This is a genomic window from Herbaspirillum robiniae, assembly GCF_002213415.1.
Taxonomy (GTDB): domain Bacteria; phylum Pseudomonadota; class Gammaproteobacteria; order Burkholderiales; family Burkholderiaceae_D; genus Herbaspirillum; species Herbaspirillum robiniae.
This window is the reverse complement of the sequence record NZ_NJGU01000001.1, coordinates 20,367-40,300: the sequence shown is the minus strand read 5'-3', so window position 1 is coordinate 40,300 and position 19,934 is coordinate 20,367. Positions and strand designations below refer to the sequence as shown.

The window sequence follows — 19,934 nt, the reverse complement described above, 5'->3', positions numbered from 1 at the left end:
AAATGTAAATACGAATTATTACTATTTATTTTAAAAAGAAGCCCGGAAAAAGAAAACAAAACTTACAAAGATTGTGCTCGGCCGCGCCAGGAACGATGACGCGCAGACAACTTCCGCGCGCGCGGATGCCGGTGCGACAAGCTGGCGTGCCCGCCGGGGAAGGAAAAAGAACGGGGGAATGGAAGCAATGGAAACGCCGCCGGCCGCCCGCATGTTCACGGGCGGCCGGCCGGGATAGCGATGGCGACTCAGGCGGCGGTCGAAATCTTCTTCAGGATGTCCTGCAGCTGGTCGATGTCATACGGCTTGGGCAGCGAATGCGAAGCGAAGCCCACGTTGCGCGCCACCATCGCGCCGTAGCCGGACGCGAAGATCACCGACATGTCCGGGAAGCGCGTCAGCGCGCTCTTGGCCAGATCCACGCCGGAGATGCCCGGCAGGTTGACGTCGGTGAAGAGCACGTCGAACTCCTGCTCGCCCAGCACCTTCTGCGCCTCCTCGCCGCTGGTGACGCCGCGCGCGGCATGCCCCAGGGTTTCCAGCAGCTCGCACACCAGTTGCTGGGAATCGATGTTGTCCTCCACCACCAGCAGCCGCAAGCCGGACGGCGGCGCCGATGGCGGCGGCATGGCCACGCCGTTGGAGGAAGCCGCAAAACCGCCCTGCGCCTGACCCTGCTCCAGCTGCGCCGGTTCGGGCTCGGACTTGCGCTGGCGCTCGCCGACCGGCAGCACATGGATGGTCGCCGACGCCGTCTCGCTCCCGGCCTCGTGCTCGGCGCGCGACTGCACCAGCTGCGTGCGGTGCGCGCGGTTGGACAGCATGTGGCGGATGCGGCGCGCCAGCTGGTTCAGCCGGTACGGCTTGGACAGCAGCTCGACGCCCACATCCAGCCGCCCTTCATGCACGATGGCGTCGCGCGGATAACCGGAGGTGAACAGCACTTCCACGCCCGGCAACAACTGCCGCGCCTGGCGCGCCAGCTCGGTGGCCGGCACCGCGCCCGGCATGACCACGTCGGTGAAGATCATGTCGATATGGATGCCGCTCTGGACAATCGCCAGGGCCCGCTCGCCGTTGTCGGCCTTGAGCACCTTGTAGCCCAGCGACGACAGGGTGTCGATCACCGTCAGCTGCAGGTTGGGATCGTCCTCGACCACCAGGATGGTCTCGCTGCCGCCGCGCACTTCCATCTCGCGGTTGTCTTCGATCGCCACCTCTTCCTCGCGCGAACGGGGGAAGTAGATGCGGATCGTGGTGCCGCGCCCGGTCTCGCTGTGGATACTGATGTGGCCCTTGCTCTGCTTGACGAAACCGTAGGCCATCGACAGCCCCAGCCCGGTGCCCTCGCCTTCCTTCTTGGTCGTGAAGAAGGGTTCGAAGGCGCGCTCGCGCACCTCCGGCGACATGCCGTAGCCGTTGTCGGAGATCGACAGCTGCACGTACTCGCCCGGCGCCAGGTCGGCCTGCGACAGGAAATAGGGATCCGTCAGCTGCACGTTCTCGACCTGCAGCGTCAGCCGGCCGCCGTTGGGCATGGCGTCGCGCGCATTGATGGCGGTGTTGATGATCAGGTTCTCGACCTGGTTGGGGTCGAGCATGGTGTTCCAGAGCCCGCGGCCGATGACGGTGGAGATCTCGATGGTCTCGCCCACCGCGCGGCGCAGCAGGTCGTCCATGTTCTGCACCACGCGCTCCAGGTTGATGCTGCGCGGCTGCAGCGGCTGGCGACGGGCGAAGGCCAGCAGTTGCGAGGACAGCTTGGCGCCGCGGTCCACCGCGGCGATGGCGATCTTCACGCGCTGACGGCTCTTGTCCTCCAGCGTCGGATCGGACTGCAGCAGCTGCAGGTTGCCACCGATGATCTGCAGCACGTTGTTGAAGTCGTGCGCCACGCCGCCGGTGAGCTGGCCCACCGCTTCCATCTTCTGCATCTGGCCCAGCGCGGCCTCGGCGCGGCTGCGCTCGAGGATTTCCTCGACCACGCGCTGCTCCAGGGTGTCGTTGAGCTCACGCAGGGCTTCTTCGGCGCGGCGGCGTTCAGTGATGTCGGTGGACACCGCGATCATCGCCTGCGGACGGCCTTCGGCATCGACGATGCGGCTGATGTTGCTGGAGACCCAGAACGTGGAATTGTCCGGGCGCACATAGCGCTTCTCCAGCGTGAACGACTTGCCGTCCTCGATGCAGCGGTTGAACATCGACATGTTGATCGGCACGTCGTCCGGGTGGGTGACATCCGCCAGCGTCATCAGCAGCAACTCGTCTTCGGTACGGCACAGCATCCGGCACAGCGCGTCGTTCACGCGCAGGTAGCGGCCCTGCAGGTCGAGTTCGGAGAAGCACACCGAGGCCTGGTTGAAGATCGCGGTCAGGCGGTTCTCGCTCCACAACAGCGCCTGCATGCCGCGGCGCCGTTCGGTGAGGTCGACGAAGGTGCACAGCGCGCCTTGCAGCACGCCGTCCTGCCAGACCGGATGCGCCTGGTATTGCACCGGGAAGCTGCTGCCGTCGGCACGGAAGAAGACCTCGCCGTCCACATGCGCGCTGACGCCGTCGCGCGCCGCGCGGTAGACCGGGCTGTCGGCCAGCGCATAGGGGCTGCCGTCGGGATGCGAATGCTGGATCACTTCGTGCATGGAGCGACCGAGCACGTCCTTCTCGTTCTGGAAGCCCAGCATGCGGATGAAGGCCGCGTTGCACAGCGTGACCCGACCCTCGCGGTCGATCGAATAGAAGCCCTGGTCGGTCGAGTCCAGCAGCTGTCGCACGAAGGCGTTGTTGGCGCGCACGCTGGTCTCGGACGCCGCCAGCGCCTGCTCCATCAGCTTGCGCGCGGTGACGTCGAACACCACCCCGACATAGCGCCGGGCGGTACGCGGATCGTCGCGCACCACCTCGCCCTTGCGGGCCAGCCAGCGCTTCTGCCCGTCGGGGCGGGTGATGTGATATTCGGTGTATTCGAGCGGGTTCTTGCGGTCCTGCTCCTTGATGGTCGCCACGCCCAGCTGCGGGCGATGCTCCTCGTCGATCATGGCCACCAGCTCGTCGGCCGTCACCTCGCCGCGCGGCGGCAGGCCCCACAACTGACGGAAGCGGTCCGACACCAGCAGCTTGCCGGACTCCGGGAACCACTCGAAGATGCCGATCCCGCCGGCGCTGTCGGCGATGCGCAGGCGCTCCTCGGCGGCGAAGCGCTCGGTGATGTCGAAACCTTCGATGAAGATGCCGTCGACCTTGCCCTCGGCGCAGAACATCGGCTGGAACACGAAGTCCAGCACCACCTCGGCGAACTGGCCGCCGGCGCTGCGCTTGAGGAACAGCCTGGCGCCGTGCGCGTTGTAGGTCTGGCCGGTGCGGCGGACCCGGTCCAGCTGCTGGAACAGGTCCTCGTCCAGCAGCTGCGGCAAGGCCTCGCGCGCCGGCAGGCCGATCACCGGGCGATCGCCGAACAGCTTGAAGTAGGCGCCGTTGACCATTTCAAACACATGATCCGGCCCGCGCACCACGGCCATGAAACTGGGCGACTGCTCCAGCAGCTCGCGCAGGAAGCGCGTCTCCGCGGTCAGCTCGCGGTGGGCCTGCTGGGCATTGTCGAGTTCGACCGTCAGTTCGCGGTTGATCATGTGCATGCGCTGCGCATCCGGCGGCAGGCGACGTCCGACGCGCGGCAGGCGCGAGGAGTCGATGATGGAGCACATCACGCCCTCGATGTCCGAACCGTTGGCGGAGAATACCGGCACATAGGAAAAATCGAACCAGGCATCCGACTGCGCGGTGCCGGCCGGCAGCGCCACGTTCTGGTCTTCCAGCAATTGCTGGCGGCCGCCGAAGCAGGCTTCGATGGCGGCGTCATGCGCCGCGCGGATGGCGGGCCAGAACGACACTTCGGCAAGCGGCGCGCCGAAGGCGGCCGGATGGCGATCGCCGATACAGGTGGCGAACGCGTCGTTGTAAAGCATGCTGCGCGCCTCGCCCCACACCAGCAGGACCGGCGACGGCGAATGCAGCGCGATGTTGAGCGCGGTGCGCAGGGTCGGCGACCAGTCCGCGGGCGCGCCGAGCGCGCTGGAAGTCCAGTCGGATGCGGAAACGATCCGGCCGGCCAGACCGCCGCCGCGCAACCATGTGATTTCTGCCATGTCGTGAAAACGTACCTGTAAGCACCAAGGTCTTGTCGACGACGTCTCGCCACCCGGCGCATTGCGGTGTGATTGTTTCGATGCGCCCGGCAGTCGCGCGACGCCGCTTTCCCCCGCCGGCCCGGCCCGCATACGCGGCGGCGCGGCATCTCAAAATATTCGCTCGATTATACGGGAAGGGCGCTGTCTCCGAACGCCCGGCCGCATCGCCGCCGGCAGCGCCTAGCACCGCGCAAAGCCTTGTGCGAAAAGGCTTTGCGGGCAACTTCCTGTTGTCCTACAAGGCTTTGAGCACTCATCCGACATGCGCGCGGCACGCAGGAAATCAGCGGGTCTTCTTTTTTTGCAGGCGTTCTTCCCGCAGGATGCGATTGAGCTCGGCCAGCTCATTGACGGCCTCCTGCGTGAGGATCACCGGCTCGTTGGCGTGATATGCGCGTCCGCCCAGGCGGCCGTTCATGCCGATGTAGGCGCGCGCGCACTGGCGGCGATAGGCGAGGATGTCGTCCTCGCCGTTGAGCGGCTGGCCGGAGGAATCGCTGGGCGGTTCGCCGAGGTCGACGCGGTTGTCTTCCTCGCCCTCGTCGACCGGCCTGTGCGAGCCGGGCAGCGGCGCCGCGTGGTTGTCGATGTGGCTGCGATAGGCATCCCAGTCGCCCTGCTGGATGGAAATGCTGCTGCCCTCGGACGAATGTGCGGTATCGGACTTATCCATGATGCTACCTCGTCAAAGTTCCAAAACTGGCCGGCTGCGCTCCTCGCGGCGGCCATCCTTGGCAATGCGTTTGCCGGATTCGTCTGCGGCGCGCCGCAATTCCCGCTCCTGCTTCCAGCGGTCCACCAGGTTGGTGGATCCGTCGAAGCTGCGATCGATTTTTTCCTTGTGTTTCATCGACAGCATAGTCCTCACTCCCGAATGCGTTTTCGATGCGCCCGCGGTCGCCGACGATTTTTATTTTAGCCAAACTCCATCGTTTAGGCGGACTTTGTTTGAACGGAATTTCGACGCGATATTGCCCCAAAACATCTTGAGCCAATCACGTCTGCAAGTTCGTTCTACGCACGTCAAATTGACGGCTCGCCGTTGTCTCACGGCGATCTTTTTGCAAGCCTGACGATCATAGGATGTGGCATTGATGAGTCATATCGGACGCTGCCGTATTTCCTTGTAGGACAAAAAGGAAGTTCCCGCGCGCTAGCGATACTGCCCGGATCGCTTCTCAGTTTCTTGAAATTAATTGGCAATTACCTCACATCGATTTGCCTCTCGCACCTATAATCTTTTTTTCCAAAAGACAAGCACTCCATGACCAGCGAATCCGCCGGAGCACACAAGGCGCGTCCTCCAGTCCAAGGCAAGGACCTCCTTGCACACGCACACACCGGCGTGGCCGCGGCACACCTTGCCGGCGGCATGGCGACGACGACCTCCTCCGCCGGGGTTCGGGAAGGAAGCGCAGCATGAGCAATCCGTATTACCAGAGCGAACGCCGCAAGCGCCACGTCGACCTCAGCAACTGTGATCACGAACCGATCCACATTCCCGGCTCCATCCAGTCGCACGGCGCGCTGCTGACCTTCTCCCCCGATGGCGCGCTGGCCGGCGCCAGCCGCAACGCCACCGACCTTCTCGGCCCGCTGCCCGCGGTCGGACAGGCGCTGGACGAGCGCCACCTCAACGCCGATGCGCGCAGCGCCATCCATGCCGCGCTGGAAGACCGCCACGGCTATATCGATTCGAAGCTGGTGACGCTGGCCTCGGGGCCGTTCGACGTCGTCACGCACAAGTCCGAGGGCGTGCTGGTGGCCGAGTTCGAAAAGCGCCCGCCCGACGCCATCGGCCTCGACTCCTTCGCGCTCGCCGCGCACCAGGCGATCCAGCGCATCCAGCGCCAGCAAGGCGTGGAAGACCTGCTGACGCTGGCGGTGGACGAGATCGCCCGCATCACCGGCTTCGACCGCGTGATGGCCTATCGCTTCCTGCACGACGACAGCGGCGAGGTGGTGGCCGAACACCGGCGGCCGGACCTCGAACCCTTCCTCGGCCAGCGCTATCCGGCCAGCGACATCCCGGCGCAGGCGCGCCGCCTGTACGTGATCAACCCGATCCGCCTGATCGCCGACGTCGGCTACCGGCCGGTGCCGATCGAACCCGACCACAATCCCCTCACCGGCCGCCCGCTGGACCTCTCGCACAGCATGCTGCGCAGCGTCTCGCCGGTGCACATCGAATACCTGAGCAACATGGGCGTGGGCGCCTCGATGAGCCTGTCCATCGTCATCGGCGACCGCCTCTGGGGACTGATCGCCTGCCACCACATGACGCCGCACCTGGTGCCGCATGCGGTGCGCATGTCCTGCCAATTGCTGTCGCAGGTGGTGAGCACGCTGGTCGAGCGCAACCTCAACGGTGAGCGCACGCGCGCGCTGGAGCACTCGGCCTCCCTGCGCCGCGAGATCGTGGCCCAGGTGACCGACCGCGAAGACATCGTGCTGTCGCTGTCGGCCGACCATCACGGCTTCCTGCGCCTGATGAACAGCCACGGCGGCGCCATCTCGCTGGACCGCAAGACCCAGACCTTCGGCAAGGCGCCCCCGCGCGAGGGCGTCAATGCGCTGGTGAACTGGCTCAACGAAAACGAGAGCGGCGACATCTTCTACACCAGCTCGCTGGGCGCCGACGTGCCCGACCTGAAGTCGGCGCTGGGCGACGTGTGCGGCGTGCTGGCGATCCGCTTCTACCGCGAGCAGAACGGCTATGCCTTCTGGTTCCGCAGCGAGCAGGTGGAAGACGTCCGCTGGGGCGGCAACCCGGAGAAGAAATACACCATCGGCCCGCTCGGTCCGCGCCTGACGCCGCGCGGCTCCTTCTCGGTGTGGAAGGAAACCGTGCGCGGCAAGAGCCTGCCGTGGGAAAAGACGCAACTTGAAGTGGCCGCGCAACTGCGGCTGGACCTGCAGGAAGTCGCGCTGTCCAACGAGAACATGGTCAAGCGTGCGCGCGAGACCCTGCTGGCCACGCTGGGCCACGACCTGCGCGATCCGCTGCAGGCCATCATGATGGCCGCGCGCATGATCGAGGTGCGCGAGCAATCGCCATCCAGCTCCAACCTCAGCAAACGCATTTCGTCCTCGAGCAGCCGCATGCACCGGCTGATCTCGCAGGTGCTGGACATCAGCCGGCTGCAAAGCGGGCTGGGGCTGGACATCCAGCGCCGCAAGACCGACCTGCACAAGATGATCTCGGAAATCGTCAGCGAAGCCCGGACCGCCTATCCCGACAGCGAGATCATCCTCGAGGCGGAAGACTGCGGCGAGCTCGACCTGGACAGCGACCGCATCAGCCAGGTGATTTCCAACCTGCTTTCCAACACCCGCCATCACGGCGAGATCGGCAAGCCGGCCACCATCATCGCGTTCCGCCGCGAGGACATGCTGACCATCTCGGTATCGAACCACGGCACGCCGATCCCGCTGCATGTGCGCAACAACCTGTTCAAGCCCTACAAGAAGGAATCCCTGGGCAACCAGCGCAACAGCCGAGGCCTGGGCCTGGGGCTGTACATCGTCAGCGAGATCGTCAACGGCCACGGCGGGAAGATCGCCGTCGACTGCGAGAACGGCATCATCACCTTCACCGTAAGCCTGCCGCTGGCCGAGCCCAACGAACGCTGAGCCCGGCATCGACCGCGCAAGAAAAAGCCCGCCGTGAAGCGGGCTTTTTCTTGGGTGCGCGATCACCTCACCGACATGTCATTGCTCAGTTGATCAGCCGCGAGCGGCTGCCGGTGCGTCCCGACAACGAGGCGATCAGGAACAGCAGCTCCAGCGGATCGACCGGCTTGGCGATGTGGGCCTGGAAGCCTGCCATCAGGGCCCGCCTGCGATCCTCGGTGCGGGCCAGCGCGGTCAGCGCCGCCGCCGGCGTCATCGGCGCACCGCTGGCCTGGCTGCTTTCCAGCGCGCGCACGCTGCGCATGAACTCGTAACCATCCTGGCCCGGCAGGCCGATGTCGCTGACGATGACGTTGGGCCGCATATGGCGGAAGGCATCCAGCGCCTCGTCGGCGCTGCCCACCGCATCCACGGTGGCGCCGCGCTCTTCCAGGATGCGCTGCACCAGCTCGCGCGCATCGACCTCGTCCTCCACCAGCAGCACATGCAGCCCCGACAGTTCGGGCTCGATCTCGGGCTCCGTCTCCCGCAGGAACACCGCGCCGGCGCTCTCGTCCTGCACCGCCGCCAGCGGCAGGCTGACATAGAAACTGGCGCCCTGCCCCTGCCCTTCGCTGGCCGCGCGCACGCTGCCGCCGTGCAGCTCGACCAGCTGGCGCGTGATCGACAGCCCCAGGCCGAGGCCGTTGGCCGCGCGGCTCAGGCTGGCGTCTTCCTGGCTGAAGCGATCGAACACGCTGCCCAGGAATTCCGGCTTGATCCCCTGGCCGTTGTCGGAGATTTCCAGCTCCACCTCGCTGCCGGTCTTGCGCAGCGAAACCGACACGCGCCCCTGCTTGGGGGTGAACTTGATGGCGTTCATCAGCAGGTTCCAGACCACCTGCTGCAGCCGCGAAGGATCGCCGTGGATGATGCCGGCCGAGCCCAGCACCGCGACCAGGCGGATCTCCTTGGCGTCGGCCGCCGCCTGCACCGAGGCGATGGCGTCGTCGATCACCGTGGCCATGTCGACCCGCTGCACGTCCAGGCGCAGTTTTCCCGACAGGATGCGGCTCATGTCCAGCAGGTCTTCCACCATCTGCGCCTGCAGCTTGGCGTTGCGCTCGATCACCTGCAGGCCCTTTTCCAGCTTGGCGCCGTCCGACGGATCGCGCAGCAGGTACTGGGTCCAGCCGATGATGGCGTTGAGCGGCGTGCGCAGTTCATGCGAGAGGGTGGCGACGAACTCGTCCTTCACCCGCGTCATGCGTTCGGCCTCGGCGCGGGCGACCCGCTCGGCCGTCAGCAGCAGCTCGCGGTCATGTTCGGAACGCTTGAGGTCGTCGATGTCGGTGCAGGTGCCCAGCCATTTCTGCACGTGCCCTTCCGAGCACAGCAGCGGCGACCCGTTGCAGGTGAACCAGCGGTATTGGCCGTCGTGGCGGCGCAGGCGGAACTTCGCCAGGATATGCGTGCGCTCCTCGCGCACCGCCTCCAGCAGGCTCTCGCGCGTGGCGGCGCGATCATCCGGATGCACCACCAGGTCGATCCAGCGCAGGCCGAGCTGGGGCGCCAGCTCGACGCCGGTGTATTCCAGCCATTGCTTGCTGAGGTAATCGAATTCGCCGTCCGGCAGGCACGACCAGACCAGGTGCGGAATCGCCTCCGACACCATCCGGTAGTACTGCTCCTGCTGCACCATGCGCGCCGACTCTTCGGCCTGGCGCTGCAGCTTCAACTGGTTGAGCAGCCGGTCCACCGCCTCCGGCAGATAGTCGAGATAGTCGCTGGTCTTGGGCAGCACGTCGGCCACGCCGGCGCGCAGCGCCTCGATGATGCGCGGCTCGTCCGATACGCCCGAGACCATGATGGCGGGAATCTCCACGCCGCTTGCGCGCAGGCTGCGGAAGAAGTCCAGGCCGGTGTCCAGCGCCTGCAGGTTGTAGTCGACGATCAGCAGGTCCGGCGGATCCTGCGCCACCGCCGCGCGCGCCGCCTCGGCCTCCGCGGCCGTGGTCACGCGGTGTCCGTGTTTCTTCAGCACCCGGCTGGCGAGCGCGAGCAATCCCTCGTCGTCTTCCAGGATCAATACATGCGCGCGTACTTCTTCACTCATCTCAGGCGGCGCCCTTCTGGTTCTGCGAATTCATCGGCAGCTTGACCACCTGCAGGAAGAAGCCCAGCCGGCGCACCGCCTCGATGAAATCGTCGTACTCCACCGGCTTGGTGATGTAGACGTTGCAGCCGTATTCGTAGCAGCGCTCGATCTCGCGCGGGTCGTCGGTGGTGGTCAGCATGATCACCGGGATCGACGTCGTGGTCGCATCCTGCTTGATCTGCCGCAGCACCTCGATGCCGGTCACCTTGGGCATGTTCACGTCCAGCAGCACCACCACCTGCTGCATGTCGGAGCGGCTGCCCTCGCCCTTGAAGAAATAATCGAGCGCTTCCTGGCCGTCCTTGAGCCGCAGGAAGCCGTTCACCAGCCCGGCCCGCCGCAGGTTCTTCTCCACCAGGAGAGCGTGACCATCGTCGTCCTCGACCAGGATGATATTCACACTGTGTTCCGTCGCCATGCTTGCCCCGCTTGTCGTGTTGTGATTCGGATTCGGATTCAGACCGCGCCCGGCGGCTGCGCCGGCAGCGCGACGAAGAAGGTGGTGCCCACGCCCTCTTCCGACTCCGCCCAGATCTTGCCGCCGTGGCGCTCCACCACCCGCTTGACCAGCGCCAGGCCGATGCCTTCGCCCTGCGCGACGTTGCCGTGCAGGCGCTGGAACGCGGTAAACATCTTGCTCATGTGCGTGGCCGGGATGCCCAGGCCGTTGTCGCGCACGAAATAGGTATTGAGCCCCTCGCCGGTGCCCGCGCCGTTGCCGCTCAGGCAGCCCAGCTCGATGCGGCCCGGGCGCTTCGGGTCCAGGTAATTGACGGCGTTGCCCACCAGGTTGCCGAACACCTGCTCGATGGCGGTGGGATCGCCCCAGGCCTGCGGCAAGACGCGCTGTATCTCGACTGCGGCCTCCTTGCCGCGGATGCTGCCGCTCATGGCGTCGACGATGCGCTGCGCCATCACGTTGATGTCCAGCATCACCGGCTGGTACTCCACGCGGCCGGCGCGCGACAGCCTCAGCATGGCGTCGATGATGCTGGCCGAGCGCGTGACGGCATTCTGGATGAAACGCAGCGAGGTATGAATGTCGTCCTCGATCATCCCGCGGATCCTCGCCTTGTCGGCCTCCGCCAGGTTCAGCTTGTCGATTTCCGCGGCGAGGTCCCTGGTCGCATGCGTGATCTCCTTGCTGAAGCCCTGCAGGTTGACCAGCGGCGAGCGCAGGTCGTGCGAGACGCTGTAGATGAACATCTCGTTGTCCTGGGTCTGCTGGCGCAGGTGGGCGTTGACGTCGGCCAGCTCGCGCGCGTGGCCCTCGATCTCCTCGCGGTACGCCTGGGCGCGCCGGTTGGCGTCGTTGAGTCGCTCGCTGGTGGCGTGCAGGACGCTGTCCAGCATCGAGATCTCGTCGCTGCCGCGCACCCGCTCGGCCAGCGCCTGGCCGTCGGCCAGCCGGCGCGCGTTGTCGGTGACGATCGCCACGCGCGTGCCGATATTGCGCGTGAACGCATAGGACGCCATCACGGCCGCCGCGATGGAACCCAGCACCGCCGCGATCAGCAGCCAGGTCTGCGACTCGCGCACATCCTGCAGGTCTTCGTTGCGCTCGTCGCCCAGCTTGCGCTCGGTGTCGATGAACTTGTTGAGGCGGCTGCGGAAATCGGCCAGCCGGTGCGGCCCCTGCTCGTCGTGCAGCTGCCTGACCAGCTCGTCGCGCCGGCCGTTCTGCATGCGCTCGCGCGCGCTGTCGGCCCACGCGCGGTAGCTCGCGATGGCTTCCCGGATCGACAGGATGGAACGGGTCTGCTCGGCATTGTCTTCGACCAGCCGCTCAAGCTCGCCGACCTTGATCTCCAGGTCGGCCCACATTTCCGGACGGCTGATCGGGGCCGGATCGTTGACGATCACCGAATTGCGGATCCGGGACGACTCCAGCAGCATCGGCTCGCGCACTTCGGCCGCCTTGTTCATGACCAGCGCCGAATGCGCGGCCCAGCGTTCGGCCTCTTCCGCATCGGACTGCGTCTTGAACAGCGAGGCCAGCAGCACCAGCTCGAACAAGCTCGGGATTGCGACGATCAGCAAGCCTTTGGTCAGTAATTTCATGCGCGTTCGCCCACCTCTGAAGCACCATGTCCGGATCGCACGGACCACCGGTTCCGCCGCGGCATTGCGCCGCGCCGGCGTCCCTCGTGCGCTGCATTCTTTTCTGTTGTGTTGCGTGCCGGGGCTATTGTTTTATTGTTATCGCCCGCATGCGCATGTCGGCGCGGGCCGCTTTCCGGTAATCAATTATTACGGACGATTATAAACTCACCCAACGGGAATTAAGCGCTATTGATGAGCTGATTTTGAATGCGATGCAGGAAACATGAGCTGCGTCAGCATGCGGCGCACGCAGTCAGTCAAGCCGTGCGCTGGATGCGCCGGCGGAGGGAAATCATCTTGCGGCCGGCCCCGGGAAAGCGCCTTGCCGTCACGCTGGCAAGCGCTATCCCGGGATGGCCGATGTCAGGCGGCGCGCGCCTGCAGCGTTTGCTCGCCGCCGCCGCGGAAGCGACGGATCAGCGCGTTGGTGGAACTGTCGTGATGCAGCGGCTGGCTATGGTCGATCAGCTGGCGCGCGGTGCGCTTGGCCAGCTGCTTGCCCAGTTCGACGCCCCATTGGTCGAAGGAATCGATGTTCCAGATCACGCCCTGGGTGAACACGCTGTGCTCGTACAGCGCCACCAGCGCGCCCAGGCTGTGCGGCGTGAGCTTTTCGACCAGCATGCTGTTGCTGGGACGGTTGCCGTCGAACACGCGGTGCGGCACCAGTTCTTCGGGCGTGCCTTCCTCGCGCACCTGCGCGGCCTTCTTGCCGAAGGCCAGCGCTTCCGACTGGGCGAACATGTTGGCCATCAGCAGTTCATGCTGGTCGCCCACCTGTTCCAGCGGCTGGCAGAAACCGATGAAGTCGCACGGCACCAGCTGCGTGCCCTGGTGCAGCATCTGGTAGAACGAATGCTGGCCGTTGATGCCGTTGTCGCCCCAGTAGACCGGCGAGGTCTGGTAGGCGGCGGTCTCGCCGTTGACGGTGATGTGCTTGCCGTTGCTCTCCATGGTCAGTTGCTGCAGGTAGGCCGGCAAGCGCTTGAGGTACTGGCTGTACGGCAGCACCGCCTGGCTGGCGGCGCCGAAGAAGTTGGTGTACCACACCGTGAGCATGCCGAGGATGGCCGGCAGGTTGCGCTCCAGCGGCGCGGTGCGAAAATGCTCATCCATCGCGTGGAAGCCGGCGAGCAGCTCGCGGAAATTGTCCGGGCCGATGGCGATCATGGTCGACAGGCCGATCGCGCTGGTCATCGAGTAGCGGCCGCCGACCCAGTCCCAGAATCCGAACATGTTGTCCGGGTCGATGCCGAATCGGGTCGCTTCCTCGATGTTGGTGGTCACGCCGGCGAAGTGGCGCGACACCGCGCGCTCGTCGCCCAGCTGCGAGACCAGCCACTGGCGGGCGGCGTGGGCGTTGGTGATGGTTTCCAGCGTGGTGAAGGTCTTGGAGCAGACGATGAACAGGGTCTGCTCGGCCGGCAGCGCGCGCACCGTTTCCTGCAGCGCGGCGCCGTCGACGTCGGACAGGAAGTGCATGGTGATGTCGCGCTTGCTGTAGAAGCGCAGCGCCTCGTGCGCCATCATCGGGCCGAGGTCGGAGCCGCCGATGCCGATGTTGACGACGTGGCGGATCGGGCGACCGGTGTGACCCAGCCACTCGCCGGAGCGCACGCGATGCGCGAACTGCTCCATGCGGCCGAGCACGTCCTGCACCTGGGCCACGATGTCTTCGCCGTCGACCATCAGGCTGTCGCCGGCAGGACGGCGCAGCGCCGTATGCAGCACCGAGCGGCCTTCGGTATTGTTGATCTTGTCGCCGCGGAACATGGCGTCGATGCGGTCTTGCAAGCCGCATTGGCGGGCCAGCTGCATCAGCAGGGCCATGGTTTCGGAGGTGACGAGGTTCTTGGAGTAATCGAGGTAGACGCCGGCGCCTTCGGCCGTCATCGTCTCGCCGCGCTTGTCGTTGGCGGCGAACAGTCGCTCAAGCTGGAAATGGCGGGCGCGGTCCCGGTGGTGCTCTTCGAGCGCGACCCAGGCGCTTTTCTCGGTCAGCGGCTCGCGCTGCGCATAGATAAAGAGGGGCAACTGGATGTCGCTGGCGGGCAAAGTCGTCATGAGTGCTGCTCCTTGTTCTTGGTGTAGACGGAGAGGAGGTGCGATGCTTCATGATGCAATGCATCAAAGATAGCGTCCGGCGAGGGTTTTGTCTACCGCATTCGCCATCTTCCCGCTTCGCCGTCTCGTGGCAGAAGGCTTGACCCGAGCGGCTCCCAGGGTTTTTCGGGAGGCACACAAGGCTGCCGACATGGTAGCGGCGCCCACTTGCGCAATGCGATAGGACTGCCGCCCATTTCCTTGTAGGAAAAAAGGAATTTCCGCAACGCAACAATCCGCAACAAACCACGACAATCAAGGCCCCAGGGCCCCGCTTTCAGCCGTGCAACTCCAGCAGTTCCACCGGCAGGCTGCCCAGGATCTCGCCCACGGCGATGAGCCCGCCGGGCTCCCCGTCAGCCAGTGCGCCGTCCGCCAGTGCGCCCTCGGCCAGCGCGCCGTGGCCGCTGGTGAGCACGCTGTTCCACTGGCGCAAGGCTCCCGCGCCCGTGTGCGACAGCACGGCCGGGATGGCGATGCAGGTATCGCCCCAGGATTGCGAGGACACCAGCGGCAAGGCATCGTCGCGCGGCCCTTCGAAGCTCAGCAGCTTGCCCGCCAGCCGGGTGCAGACCACGATGGTGGCGCGCAGGCTCTCGCCCGCCCCGTCCTCACCCTCCGGTTCCGGCAGGATGCGCGCGAAGGCCAGCACATGGCGCGCCAGCTTGCCATGCACCGACAACGGGATATAGCCGCCGGCGCCGAACAGCTCGGCATGCCCGCGCCGATAGTGCAGCACCGCGCGGATGAGCTGCAGCTTGGCGCCGCCGCTTTGCCAGTCGCGCAGCGATACCGGACGCGCCACCGCCTCGGCCAGCCGGCGCGCGCGCAGCGGGAAGTCGACCGCGCTGCGATTGTCGGGATCCACCAGGCTCAGGTCCCACAGCTCGGTGCCCTGGTAGAAGTCCGGCACGCCCGGCGCGCACAGCTTGAGCATGGTCTGCGTCAGGCTGTTGACGGTACCCAGCGGCGAGAGCCGGCGCACGAACTCTTCCAGCTCCACCAGGAAGGGATGATGGCGCGGATCCAGCCCCGGGTCGCACAGCAGCGCGCGCACGAAGCGCTCGCAGGCCTGCTCGTAGTCCAGCTGCGGCGCCAGCCAGTCGCTGCGCCGCTTGCCCTCGCGCAGCGCCTTGCGCTGCCACTCGACGACGCGCCGCGCCAGGCGCTCCAGCGGCTGCAGATCGTCGTCGACCGCGCGCATGCCCTCCGGCCAGGCGCCCACCAGGGTCTGGTAGAGCATGCACTCGTCGGCGGCGTCGATCGCGCCCTGCGGTCCGGCGGTGGCCTGCACGATGGGCGCATTGAGCGTGCGCCAATGGCGCAGGATGGTGCCCCACTCCTCGGGAATCTCGGATAGCGCGGCCAGCCGCATGCGCGCGTCCTCGCCGCGCTTGTGGTCGTGGGTGGCGGTGGCCAGCAGGCTGTAAGGCGCGTGCGCGGCGCGCAGTCCCGCCAGGCGATGGAAGTCGCGCACCGACAGCGTCAGCTGCGACGGGTCGGATCCCACTTCATTGCGCGACAACAGGCGGCCATAACGATAGAAAGCCGTGTCCTCGACCGACTTGGCCGTCAGCGGCGGCGTCAGCTGCTGGAAGCGCGAGATCGCGCGCAGCTGCAAGGCGCGGCGCGGCGCATCGGCCGGCGCGTGCAGCAGGTCGCCGCCCAGCCAGCCTTCCACCACATGCAGCGCCGCATGGTCGGAGGCGTGCAAGGTGGCGGCAGCGGCGATGGCCGCGCAGGCCAGGGTCTCACGCTCGGCCGCCGGCATGCCCTCGGCGGTGGCGTAGGTGCGGTACACCGGGAAGTGCACCAGCAGCTCGGCCACGCTGCGGCGTATGGCCATCAGCGACAGGTCGCGGGTCTGCACCGCGCTGCGCGCCAGCTTGTGCAGGCAGAGCGTGAGCGCGTTGAATTCGGCGGCGAAGTTGCGCACCAGGAAACTGCGGCGCGCATCGCGCACGATGGATTCGAAATCGCACAGTTCACACCGCCCGCGCCCCAGCATGCGGTCGATCGGCGCCCACGCCGGTAACGGGAGCGCCCCGGAGCGCGCCGGCGACGGCATGGCGTTGTCATCGGCATTGGCCGCGCTCTGCCGCGCCGGATCCGACCCCGGCTCCGGCTGCTCCAGGCGCTCCTGCTGGTCGCGGCGCCCGGCGCCCTCCGCCGGATGCGGCGGCGCCTCGCCGGCCAGGCCGGCGACGATGCCGCGCCAGATGTCGTCCAGCACCGGTTCGCCTTCCGGGTCGTGCAGTACCGCGGCGCACTGGTCCATGAATTCGTAGCCGGTGGTGCCGTCCAGCGCCCAGTCATGCGGCAGCCGCTCGTCGCGCGCCAGGATCTTCTCGGCGATGATGTAGGGCTCGTGCCCGGCGCGCAGCGCGCGCAGGCGCCGGCGCAGCAGCCGGCAATAAGCGCCGGGATCGGCCAGGCCGTCGATATGGTCCAGCCGCACGCCGTCGATCAGGCCCTCGGCATACAGGCGGAAGATCTCCGCGTGCATGGCCTCGAACACCTCTTCGTCCTCCACCCGCATGCCGACCAGTTCGCTGACCTCGAAGAAGCGACGCCAGTTGATCTCGTCGGCGGCGTTGCGCCAGAACGCCAGCCGGTAATGCTGGCGCTCCAGCAGCTGGTGCATGGCGTCGCGCCCGTGCGGCTGCGCCACCGAGAACGCCGCCAGCGCGGCGTCGATGTCGGCCATGCCGTCGGCATCCTGCGCCAGCTCGCGCAGCGATTGCCGGCCGGCGTCTGCTGCCTGTCCGGGCGGGCGATCGCCGTTCTCCAGCGCGCGAAACAGCGCGATGACCGTCTCCAGCCGCGGGCTGCCGGCGGTCTCCAGCACCGTCGCGTAGTCATGGGGCGACAGCGGGAAGCGATTGTCGTAATGCGCCACGTAGAACTCGCCCTGCTGCTCGTCGAAACGCAGCGGCAGCTCGCCCGCCTCCAGCGCCTCGCCGTAACTCTGGCCCAGAAAAGGCAGCAGCAACTTGCCGGCCAGCGCCGGATCGGGGCTCTCCCAGTCGATGTCGAACCAGTTCGCGTAGCGGCTGCGGCGTCCCCAGCGCAGCACGTCTTGCCACCAGGGGTTGTCCTTGCCCACCGCCATGTGGTTGGGCACGATGTCGACGATCATGCCCATGCCGCGTCCGGCAAGCTCGCCGCACAGCGTGCGCAGGGCCGGTTCGCCGCCCAGTTCGGGATTGATGCGGGTCGGATCGACCACGTCGTAGCCGTGCGTCGAGCCGGGGCGCGCGGTGAGGATGGGCGAGGCGTAGATGTGGCTCACGCCCAGCGTGTCGTAGTAGGCCACCAGCTCGGTGGCCTGCTCGAAGCGGAAGTCGCGGTTGAACTGCAGGCGCGCCGTCGCGCGCGGCACGTCGCGCCGGCTGCGGCGCTGCTCGCGGCGCTCGGCGGCCTGCGCGGCCAGGCGACCGGCGCGGGCGTTGTCTCGGGTGTCCAGGTCCATCAGGCCTCCTTGGGCGGCGCACCGCGCGTGCGTCGCAGGCGCTCCAGGCGCGCCCTTGCCTCATACGAGGAAAACAGCTGCGGCATGTCGGCCGGCAGGCGGCGACGCCAGTTGGGATGCGGGTCGGTCAGGCCCGGCAGGTTGGGCTGTTGCGGCAAGCCCAGCACGTCCTCCACCGGCACCACCGCCAGCGGCGCCGGGGCGGCGGCGATGAATTCCAGCGCGGCGTCGACCGCCGGGGCGCATGAGAGCAGCGACTGCGGCGGCTGCGCCAGCGACTCCGCCGTTTCCGTCATCGCCTGCGCCTCCTCGGCCGATACGGCGGGTACCGGGCCGCTGGCCACGCCCTGCTCGATGAAGCGTTGCCACAATGCCTGGCGGTCGGCGGCGCGCGCGCGATAGGCTTCGGACTCGCCGGCGGCGTCGGTCTGGCCCAGGCGCGCGCGCCAGGCGATGTCGGCGCCGGCCCACCAGCCCGCCACGGTCGGCAGATCATGGGTGGTGGTGACGGCAATCGCCTTGTCCGACCAGGACTGCGGCGGCAGGAAGGTCTTCTTGTCCCGCTGGAACCACAGCACGCGGATGCCGGCCACGCCGGACTCGTCCAGCACGCGGTCGAATCCGGGCGGGACGGTGCCGAGGTCTTCGCCGATCACCACCGAGCGATGACGCCAGGACTCCAGCGCGATCAGGCGCAGCATGTCCTGCAGCGGATAGCGCACGTAGGCGCCGCCTTCGGCGCCGAGCCGCTGCGGCACCAGCCACAGGCGGTTCAGCCCCAGCACGTGGTCGATGCGCAGGCCGCCGCCTTGCGCGAAGCAGGCGCGCAGCATGGCCAGGTATCCCTGGTAGCCGCTGCGGCGCAGGGCCAGCGGCGAGAACGCGCCCAGCCCCCAGTTCTGCCCTTGTGGCGCCAGCAGATCCGGCGGCGCGCCCACGGTCAGGCCGGCGGCGATTTCCTGCTGATGGCTCCAGGCCTGGCTGCCGCCATTGTCGGCGCCCACCGCCAGGTCGGCGATCAGGCCGATGGCCATGCCGTTGTCGCGGGCCTGCTTTTGCGCCTGCGCCAGCCCGCGCGCGGCCTGCCATTGCAGGAACATATGGAAGTCGATCTCGCCGCCCTGCTGCTGCGCGAACGCGCGCATCTGCGGCGTATCCGGATGGCTGCCGGCCTCGCCCCAGCTGCGCCAGTCGCAGCTGCCCGGCTCGCCGCGCGCGGCCAGCGCGTGGCTGTAGGCCTCGTAGAGCGCGTGCGCGCGCAGCGCCCGGCCGCCGTCGAGCTTGAAGGCGGCAAAGGCGGCCTGGCGCCCGCCGTCCGGCGTGCTCTCCATCCGAAACAGCGCGTACAGCCGGCGCAACAGCTCCATGCGATGCGCGCCGGCGCGCGCCCAGTCGACCAGGCCTTCGCGCTGCAGCCGCTCATGGCCGGCGATCATCTCCGACCCGCCTTCGGCCAGCACCTGCGCCTGCGCCGCCTCGCCCAGCACGGCCGCCGGATCGATCAGCAGCGGATTGACGAACAGCCGGCTGGACGGCGAATAGGGGCTCGCGCGTCCCGGGTCGGCGCCGAACATGGCGTGCACCGGCGACATCGCCAGCGCGGCCGCGCCGTAGCCGCCAGCCAGTTGCGCCAGCTCGCCCAGCGCGCTGAAATGGCCGATGCCGCCGTCGCCGTAGACATTGCGCGAGGGCTTCAGGCTGTCGCTGCGCAGGCTGTAGAGCTGCGCCGACAAGGCCCAGCCGCGTTCGACGCCGCTCTCCTTCAAGGCATCGGCGACGGTGTAGCAGCGCGGCGGCGCGATCGCCAGCGTGAGGATATGGCCCGCCACCAGCAGGCGATGGTAGCCGGGCACGTCGATGGGCGGAATCGCCGGCGCCCGCGTGACGTCGCCCGAGATCAGCAGCGTCAGGCGCGCGCCGTTCTCCAGCTCGACCCGGCAGGACTGGCCATGCAATCCCGAATGCAGGGGCAGCTCCACCGGCTGGTGCTGCACGCCCGTCACCAGCGGTGGCAACTGGCCCACCGCCTGTTCGCGCGCCAGCAGCGCCAGGCTCTCGCGGCAATCGCCGTCACCGGCGCACGGCAGGCCCAGCGCTTCCAGGATGGCGCGCAGGGCTTCGCCGCCCACCACCTGCGGCTGGTCGTAGGCATCGGTCCAGCGCACGGCAATGCCGGCTTCGCGCGCCAGCGCGTGCAAGGGGCTTTCGCCCGTCGCCGCGGCCGGCGGCACGGCCCTGGGTCCGGCCTGCTGCGTACCCCATGTCTCTCGCATCTCCCGCGTCTCTCCCTTGCCGTGCGCCA

Annotated in this window: 10 protein-coding genes; 1 reads left to right on the top strand and 9 read right to left on the bottom strand. The window is 67.3% G+C overall.

Annotation, left to right across the window (positions count from 1 at the left end; translation table 11 throughout):
- Positions 1 to 248: 248 nt before the first annotated feature.
- The 3 genes from CEJ42_RS00120 to CEJ42_RS24910 all read right to left on the bottom strand — a co-directional run bounded on the left by CEJ42_RS00120 (position 249) and on the right by CEJ42_RS24910 (position 5,034).
- Positions 249 to 4,142, bottom strand: coding sequence for a hybrid sensor histidine kinase/response regulator (locus CEJ42_RS00120; RefSeq protein WP_088749681.1), 3,894 nt, complete (start codon positions 4,140 to 4,142; stop codon positions 249 to 251).
- A gap of 325 nt (positions 4,143 to 4,467) precedes the next feature.
- Positions 4,468 to 4,857, bottom strand: a complete 390-nt coding sequence (locus CEJ42_RS00115; RefSeq protein ID WP_079214862.1) for a hypothetical protein — start codon at positions 4,855 to 4,857, stop codon at positions 4,468 to 4,470.
- Between the two features lie 12 nt (positions 4,858 to 4,869).
- The gene (locus CEJ42_RS24910; RefSeq protein WP_165774358.1) at positions 4,870 to 5,034 is read right to left on the bottom strand and encodes a hypothetical protein; all 165 of its coding nucleotides are present in this window, start codon (positions 5,032 to 5,034) and stop codon (positions 4,870 to 4,872) included.
- A gap of 569 nt (positions 5,035 to 5,603) precedes the next feature.
- Here CEJ42_RS24910 and CEJ42_RS00110 point away from each other — a divergent pair.
- A complete protein-coding gene (locus CEJ42_RS00110; protein WP_088749680.1) occupies positions 5,604 to 7,817 on the top strand; it encodes an ATP-binding protein in 2,214 nt (737 codons plus the stop codon).
- Between the two features lie 85 nt (positions 7,818 to 7,902).
- On the opposite strand, the gene CEJ42_RS00105 is transcribed toward CEJ42_RS00110, so the two are convergent.
- The 6 genes from CEJ42_RS00105 to malQ all read right to left on the bottom strand — a co-directional run bounded on the left by CEJ42_RS00105 (position 7,903) and on the right by malQ (position 19,905).
- Positions 7,903 to 9,912 (bottom strand): hybrid sensor histidine kinase/response regulator, encoded by a 2,010-nt coding sequence (locus CEJ42_RS00105; protein ID WP_088749679.1) that lies wholly within the window; start codon positions 9,910 to 9,912, stop codon positions 7,903 to 7,905.
- 1 nt (position 9,913) lies between these two features.
- Positions 9,914 to 10,372, bottom strand: coding sequence for a response regulator (locus CEJ42_RS00100; RefSeq protein WP_088749678.1), 459 nt, complete (start codon positions 10,370 to 10,372; stop codon positions 9,914 to 9,916).
- Positions 10,373 to 10,410: 38 nt separating this feature from the next.
- On the bottom strand, positions 10,411 to 12,015 hold the full coding sequence (locus tag CEJ42_RS00095; protein ID WP_088749677.1) for a sensor histidine kinase: 1,605 nt from the start codon (positions 12,013 to 12,015) through the stop codon (positions 10,411 to 10,413).
- 405 nt (positions 12,016 to 12,420) lie between these two features.
- Positions 12,421 to 14,121 (bottom strand): glucose-6-phosphate isomerase, encoded by a 1,701-nt coding sequence (gene pgi / locus CEJ42_RS00090; protein WP_079214856.1) that lies wholly within the window; start codon positions 14,119 to 14,121, stop codon positions 12,421 to 12,423.
- Between the two features lie 316 nt (positions 14,122 to 14,437).
- Entirely contained in the window at positions 14,438 to 17,632 is a 3,195-nt protein-coding gene (locus tag CEJ42_RS25185) for a malto-oligosyltrehalose synthase (RefSeq protein ID WP_129587651.1), read from the bottom strand.
- Positions 17,632 to 19,905: a 4-alpha-glucanotransferase gene (malQ, locus tag CEJ42_RS00075; RefSeq protein WP_088750174.1), complete on the bottom strand. Its 2,274-nt coding sequence runs from the start codon at positions 19,903 to 19,905 to the stop codon at positions 17,632 to 17,634. Before malQ ends, CEJ42_RS25185 begins: the two co-directional genes overlap by 1 nt.
- Positions 19,906 to 19,934: the final 29 nt, after the last annotated feature.